At 38.8% G+C, this 6,520-nt stretch carries 7 protein-coding genes; all 7 read right to left on the reverse strand.

Annotated features, from left to right (window positions below; genetic code table 11):
• Positions 1–183: 183 nt before the first annotated feature.
• A complete protein-coding gene (phoU, locus tag C9J34_RS18795; RefSeq protein ID WP_107841720.1) occupies positions 184–843 on the reverse strand; it encodes a phosphate signaling complex protein PhoU in 660 nt (219 codons plus the stop codon).
• Positions 844–861: 18 nt separating this feature from the next.
• Entirely contained in the window at positions 862–1,689 is an 828-nt protein-coding gene (pstB, locus tag C9J34_RS18800) for a phosphate ABC transporter ATP-binding protein PstB (protein WP_193769082.1), read from the reverse strand.
• Positions 1,690–1,698: 9 nt separating this feature from the next.
• Positions 1,699–2,577, reverse strand: coding sequence for a phosphate ABC transporter permease PstA (gene pstA / locus C9J34_RS18805; RefSeq protein ID WP_107841714.1), 879 nt, complete (start codon positions 2,575–2,577; stop codon positions 1,699–1,701).
• 1 nt (position 2,578) lies between these two features.
• Positions 2,579–3,520, reverse strand: coding sequence for a phosphate ABC transporter permease subunit PstC (gene pstC, locus C9J34_RS18810; protein ID WP_107841715.1), 942 nt, complete (start codon positions 3,518–3,520; stop codon positions 2,579–2,581).
• Between the two features lie 66 nt (positions 3,521–3,586).
• Positions 3,587–4,558 carry a PstS family phosphate ABC transporter substrate-binding protein gene (locus C9J34_RS18815; RefSeq protein ID WP_107841716.1) on the reverse strand — a complete coding sequence of 324 codons (972 nt, stop codon included), beginning with the start codon at positions 4,556–4,558 and terminating at the stop codon, positions 3,587–3,589.
• Positions 4,559–4,820: 262 nt separating this feature from the next.
• The gene (locus C9J34_RS18820) at positions 4,821–5,783 is read right to left on the reverse strand and encodes an alpha/beta hydrolase (protein ID WP_420799140.1); all 963 of its coding nucleotides are present in this window, start codon (positions 5,781–5,783) and stop codon (positions 4,821–4,823) included.
• A gap of 16 nt (positions 5,784–5,799) precedes the next feature.
• A complete protein-coding gene (locus tag C9J34_RS18825; RefSeq protein WP_107841717.1) occupies positions 5,800–6,213 on the reverse strand; it encodes a response regulator in 414 nt (137 codons plus the stop codon).
• Between the last annotated feature and the right edge of the window lie 307 nt (positions 6,214–6,520).

The raw sequence follows: 6,520 nt of genomic DNA on the forward strand, positions 1-6,520 counted from the left end.
GATTAGCTTTACGGGCGAATTTGAGTGTCTTGCGGGCGAATTGGCCGGCTTTACGGGCGAATTCACCTATCTCATGGGCGAATCAGGACTTTCGACGCATAAAAAGAAGCGAGGAACCTCACTCGTTTCTTGTTAAATTCACCAGCTCACAAAAAAAGCGAGGGCACCTACCCTCGCTCCTTCTTAATTATTCAATTCATAATGTTGGCCTTTTACTAAGTAGAATAAATGCTCAGCAATGTTTGTTGCGTGGTCTGCCGAGCGCTCTAAATAGCGGCTAACAAATGATAAATACATGATTTGTGAAATGTTTTCAGGCTGCTTGCTGGATAACTGCATAAAGTGGGTAATGGCTTGACCGTATAGGCTATCGATTTGGTCATCCAGCTCCGCAATTTCCTTTGCCTGTGATGTATTTTCATGAATAAAGGCATCTACGATTTGACGTAGCATCGAAATGGTTTTTACACACATTTCCTGTAAAATATCCACATTCGTAATAAATGCATCTTTGCCAATGCGAATCGTTTCTTTCGCAATGTTTACGGCATAATCGCCAACGCGTTCCATATCGCTTGCTGCCTTAACAATCGTCATTAAGCGACGTAAATCTGTCGCCACAGGCTGCTGCTTGGCAATTAATAAAATCACACGATCATTAATCATTTCCTCTAATCGATTAGCATGGATATCGTTATCGATTACCGCTAGTGCTGTGTCAATATCTTTATTCAAAAATGCTTTAAATGATACCTCTAAAGCACTAATGCTTTTATTGCATAAATCTAATAAATCCTCTTGTACCGTCTTCATATCATGTTCAAAACGTTCACGTACCGCCATCATAATGTTAAGTCCTCCTTATCCGAAACGACCAGAAATATAATCTTCTGTACGCTCATCTGCTGGTGTTGAGAAAATTTTATCCGTTTGGTCAAATTCAATCACTTCACCGTTTAGGAAAAAGGCTGTTTTGTCAGAGATACGTGCAGCTTGTTGCATATTATGTGTCACGATAATAATCGAGTATTGTGTTTTTAGCTCCTGCACAAGTTCTTCTACTTTCAATGTAGAAATCGGGTCAAGCGCAGATGTTGGCTCATCCATTAAAATCACATCAGGCTCAACAGCTAAACAACGGGCGATACAAATACGTTGCTGCTGACCGCCAGATAAACCGTAGGCATTTTGGTGCAGACGGTCTTTCACATCATCCCAAATCGCTGCGCCACGCAAAGATTTTTCCACAATTTCATCTAATATTTTTTTATTTTTAATCCCGTGAATACGTGGACCATAGGCAATATTATCGTAGATTGACTTCGGGAATGGATTTGGCTTTTGGAACACCATACCCACCTTTGTACGCAATTCCTCTACTTCGTAATTCCCACCAAAAATATTGCGACCACGATAGTTGATTTCACCAGATGTTTTTACGATTGGCACAAGCTCAATCATGCGATTCAATGCTTTCACATATGTTGATTTTCCGCAACCTGATGGACCAATAATCGCTGTTACTTCATTTTCTTCAATAGCTAAATTAATATTTTTTAACGCATGGTGCTGCCCATACCATAAATCAAAGTTTTTTGTTTCAAATACTGTATTTTTCCCTTGTGCCGTTTGTACCGTCTCTTTTTGCTGTTGTACTTTCGACGTCTTTTCTTGAACTTGTATCATCATTTTCCTCCGTTAATAACGTTTTTGGAATTTATTGCGAATATAAATAGCGATGGAATTCATAAATACGAGCAATGTCATTAACACGATAATTCCTGCTGCTGCAACATACTGGAATTCCTCTTGCGGACGCTTTGCCCAATCAAAAATTTGCATTGGTAATGCCGTAAATGTACTTAATAAATTCTCAGGTAAGAATTGTAAAATAACAGGAATACCAATAACAACTAGCGGAGCCGTTTCACCGATTGCACGTGATAGAGCTAAAATACTTCCTGTTAATATACCCGGAATCGCTGCTGGTAAAACAACCTTTATAATCGTTTGCCATTTCGTTGCACCCATGCCATACGATGCTTCACGTTGCTCCTGTGGTACAGCTCGAATAGCTTCCTGTGCAGAAACAATGATAATTGGTAAAATTAACAAACTCATGGTAAAGCCTGCTGCTATAACACTTTTTCCTAAATCTAACATACGAACGAAAATTGTTAATCCTAGTAAACCAAAAACGATGGAAGGAACACCTGCTAAATTGGAAATATTAATACGAATAAAATCATTTAAGCGATTTTTCTTCGCATATTCCTCTAAATAAATAGCTGAGCTTACTCCTAAAATGATGGACACTGGTGCTACAACAGCCATTAGCCATAAGGAACCGACCAAAGCTGCCTTAATCCCTGCGTTCGCAGGTATACGCGAGGCAAAATTCGTCAAGAAACTGAAATTCAAATGGCTTAAACCTTGTGAGAAAATACGCACTAGTAAAATTAATAATGTAATTAACGCAAAAGTTGTGGCGATGATAAATATCGTTTTCCACACTTTATTCATTTTTAAGCGTGTATTCATGCGCTTCATAACAGTAGTATCATTTAAATATTTCATATTAATACTCCTCTCTGAAACGTTTTGAAATATATTGTGCTAATAGGTTCATAATCAATGTGAAAATAAATAATGTGAAGCCTACTGCATAAATTGAATAGTAAATTGTCGTACCATAACCTGCATCACCTGTTGACACTTGTACGATATAAGCTGTCATCGTTTGAATCGAATCCGTTACAGCAAAATCAAATTTCGGCGTTGAACCACCTGCTAGTGACACAATCATCGTTTCACCGATTGCGCGTGATATGGCTAACACAACAGATGCGATAATACCTGATAATGCGGCTGGTAGTACAACTTTAATTGCCACTTCGAACTTCGTTGCCCCAAGTCCAAGTGCTCCTTCACGGATAGAGTTTGGCACAGAACTCATCGCATCCTCTGACAGCGACGCAATCATCGGTAAAACCATAATCCCTACAACAATCCCTGGGCTAAGCGCATTGAATATTTTCAGCGACGGTATCAATTGCTGTAAAATCGGTGTGACAAATGTTAAGGCGAAAAATCCATAAACAATCGTCGGCACACCAGCCAGTACTTCTAAAATCGGCTTTACAATACGGCGCGTTTTATCAGATGCATATTCACTTAAATAAATTGCCGCACCAAGACCAAATGGTACTGCTACTAGTACAGCGATGCCAGTAACTTTTAATGTTCCAAAAACGAGTGGTAGAATGCCATATAAAGGCTCTTTACCTGAGAATGGTAGCCATTCTGTCCCGAATAAATAATCTGTTATTGATACTCTCTGAAAAAACTCAAACGTTTCAAAAATTAGTGTAAAAACAATTCCAAAAGTCGTTAACACAGATATTGCTGCTGCGACAAAAAGTAATATTGGCATTGCTTTTTCTACTATTTTTTTCCCTTTTCGATTACGGGATTTTGCAATCATTTGTTGTATCGATTGCTCACTTGCTTTTCCTTCCATTTTTCGCCAAACTCCTTTCCATTTAAGGAAAGAATGTGTGCATGAAGCACACATTCTACTTGTGCATTATTTCTTTAATGCTTCTAGTGCTGCTAAACCTTTTGTATATTCTTCTGCTGGTAAACGTACATAGCCAGTTTCCTCAGCCATATCGCCTGCATTTTCTAATGTATAGCGCATAAAGTCATAAGCTGCTTCGTTATTTGCCATTGCTTCATTTTTCACATAAACATATAGTGGACGTGATAATGGTGAATATTCACCTGACTCGATTGTGTTGCTATTTGGCTCGACACCATTGATTGATACAACTTGCAATTTACCTTCGTTTGCAATGTAGTATGAATAACCGAAGAAGGCAATCGCATTTTTATCCGCTACAACACCTTGTACTAAGACATTGTCATCCTCTGATAATGTTGCAGATTTTACTAAATCTTCGCCATCTAAAATCACTTCATCAAAGTAATCGTATGTGCCTGAATCAGAACCTGGTGAATAGAAGACTACTTCTTCATCTGGCCATGACGGATCAATATCAGACCATTTTTTCGTTGTGCCATCTTCTACCCATAATTGTTTTAATTGTTCTACTGTTAAGTCTTTCGCCCATGTGTTGTCAGGGTGAATAACAACAGATAAGCCGTCATATGCTAAAGCAAGCTCCGTATAGTCAATACCTGCTGCCGCTAATTTCTCTACTTCTGTATCTTTAATTGGACGTGAAGCGTTTGAGAAGTCTGTTTCACCATTAATGAACTTTTCAAAACCTCCACCAGTACCAGAAATCCCTACAGATACTTGAACTTTCCCTTGTACTGCAGCGTATTCCTCAACAAGTGCTTCAGTAATTGGTGCGACTGTTGATGAACCATCACCTGCAACTACTCCAGTTAATTGTGCGTCTCCAGCTTCTACATTTTCTGTTCCATTCGTATTTGGCGTAGATTCTTTTTCTCCTTCTCCACCGCCACATGCTGCTAATAATAATGCTGCACTTAATACTGCCGCCTTGCTTGCGTACTTCCATTTACTCATTTGTTTAGTCCTCCAATAACTTTCATAGTAAGTTGTTGTTACAATGATTACTATAAAGGTCGTTTGTTGAGTGAATTTAAATACAATGTAAAGCGTATGTAAAGTAGTGTAGATGTTTTGTAAAGAGGACTAACATGTCACTTTCTAAATCTTGTTGAAAACAGTAGTTTTTCATAAAAAGAGAAAAGCGAGTACATAAACAATAATTGTTTACATACTCGCTTTTCAAATTTATATATCTAGTAAAATAGAGAAAGTAACCTTATTGAATATACTTCCCAACAAATGCCCAAACCGTCTGCCAATAGACATCTGGGGCTACTTTCGCTGCATCGCCATGTGCTGCGTTTTCAATGATTAATCTTTCTTTTTCTACAGGGGCAGCATCATATACCTCTTGTAGCATTTCAAATGGGACAAAGGTATCTGCGTCCCCATGAATAAATAGCATCGGTGTTGTGCTTTTCTTCACTTGCTCTACGGCCGAAGCCTCATAAATGCTATAGCCTGCTCGAATTTTAGCTACCGTATCCGCCGCATGTAGCACAGGGAACTCTGGCAATCCGAATAAATCATCCAATTGATAAACAAAAACACCATGCACTGAGCTATAGCCACAATCCTCAACGATGACTTTCACATTCTTAGGTAAGCTCTCGCCAGAAGTCATCATGGCTGTTGCACCACCCATGGAAACGCCAAATAGAACAATTTCAGCTTCAGGGTCTTGTGCGAGTATCTCATCAATCCATTGTAAAACATCTAAACGATCATGCCAGCCCATGCCGATATATTTCCCTTCACTTTCACCATGTCCGCGCATATCTGGCGATAACACATTGAAACCTTGCTCATAAAAGTTGCGCACCCACCTCGTCATGTTCGATGAGCTACTCGTATAGCCATGTAAAACAAGCGCCCATTTATGCTCGTCATTCTGCATATATGCATTCGCCTGCAATTGTAAACGTAACTTATCATTCGATTCAATCGCCCATTTTTCTGGTTGAACTGCCGCTTTAAAAGCATCGTCCAAACGAACAGATTGTGCCTCCACTTCCGCATCAATAAACGGGCTATCCTCTAAGTTCGGATTATCTTCCATAAACTCCTTTTCATCTTGTGCACTTAATGCATAATTATAAAAATAGTTTCCTACAGCAAAATACGCAATAAGCAGCAACAGCACAACAATACCGCCACCATATAGCAGTTTTTTCTTCACTTTTTCATCCCCCTTTTTATAATACTTTTTTTACCCCTTTAATATGTATTAATAATAGTTCACGTGTTTCTACCTTTTCAGGCTGCTTTTTCGTTTTTGGCTGCGTAATATCGAGCTTAATTTTCGCTGCATCTTTTGGACTGCTATAGCCATTAAATGAAGCATTATAAATAATTTCACCTGATTTTAGCGTAACCGTGGCCTTCTTTGCATCAATTAAATCTTTTAAAAATGGATATGTCGTTAAATTACGTTTACGCGTAGCAATCGCTAAGCGTGGCTCTAAAAATACAAATAAACCTTCGAGTACAACAACATAAACAACCGTTGTTGTAATTAATATGGTTGTTGATACATTTAAGCGCGCCATCATAAAGGCATTGCTAATGGCTCCTAAAAGTACGATGATATGGTAGATAATTTTTCTCATAGTAAAATCCTTTCCTATTTTTATTTTGATTCAACACAGGTTTTTCCTATTACGAAAGCAAAATGATAGCACGCGCTCTTCTTGTTGCGAAAGCAAAGCGGCAACAAGAACAATTCTCTTCTAGGCGAAAGCGAATTGTCACCATCCTCGTCACAAAGGAGCCGTCTCAAAATAACTTTTCAGACGGCTCCTTGCTTACTTTTAATAAAGTGAACCTTCAATCAGTGGGGGTTTTCCTCATCCCCCACTGATCGGTGATAAAGGAACACAAGCTAAACACTTCACATCCTGTGAAAACGCTTGTGTG

Origin of the sequence: Metasolibacillus meyeri, assembly GCF_003049505.1 — a bacterium.
GTDB lineage: Bacteria > Bacillota > Bacilli > Bacillales_A > Planococcaceae > Metasolibacillus > Metasolibacillus meyeri.

Excerpts from the sequence above, each read along its gene's own strand:
- phoU (WP_107841720.1), bottom strand. The coding sequence starts at position 843 with ATGGCGGTACGTGAACGTTTTGAACATGATATGAAGACGGTACAAGAG.
- pstB (WP_193769082.1), bottom strand. The coding sequence starts at position 1,689 with ATGATGATACAAGTTCAAGAAAAGACGTCGAAAGTACAACAGCAAAAA.
- pstA (WP_107841714.1), bottom strand. The coding sequence starts at position 2,577 with ATGAAATATTTAAATGATACTACTGTTATGAAGCGCATGAATACACGC.
- pstC (WP_107841715.1), bottom strand. The coding sequence starts at position 3,520 with ATGGAAGGAAAAGCAAGTGAGCAATCGATACAACAAATGATTGCAAAA.
- C9J34_RS18815 (WP_107841716.1), bottom strand. The coding sequence starts at position 4,558 with ATGAGTAAATGGAAGTACGCAAGCAAGGCGGCAGTATTAAGTGCAGCA.
- C9J34_RS18825 (WP_107841717.1), bottom strand. The coding sequence starts at position 6,213 with ATGAGAAAAATTATCTACCATATCATCGTACTTTTAGGAGCCATTAGC.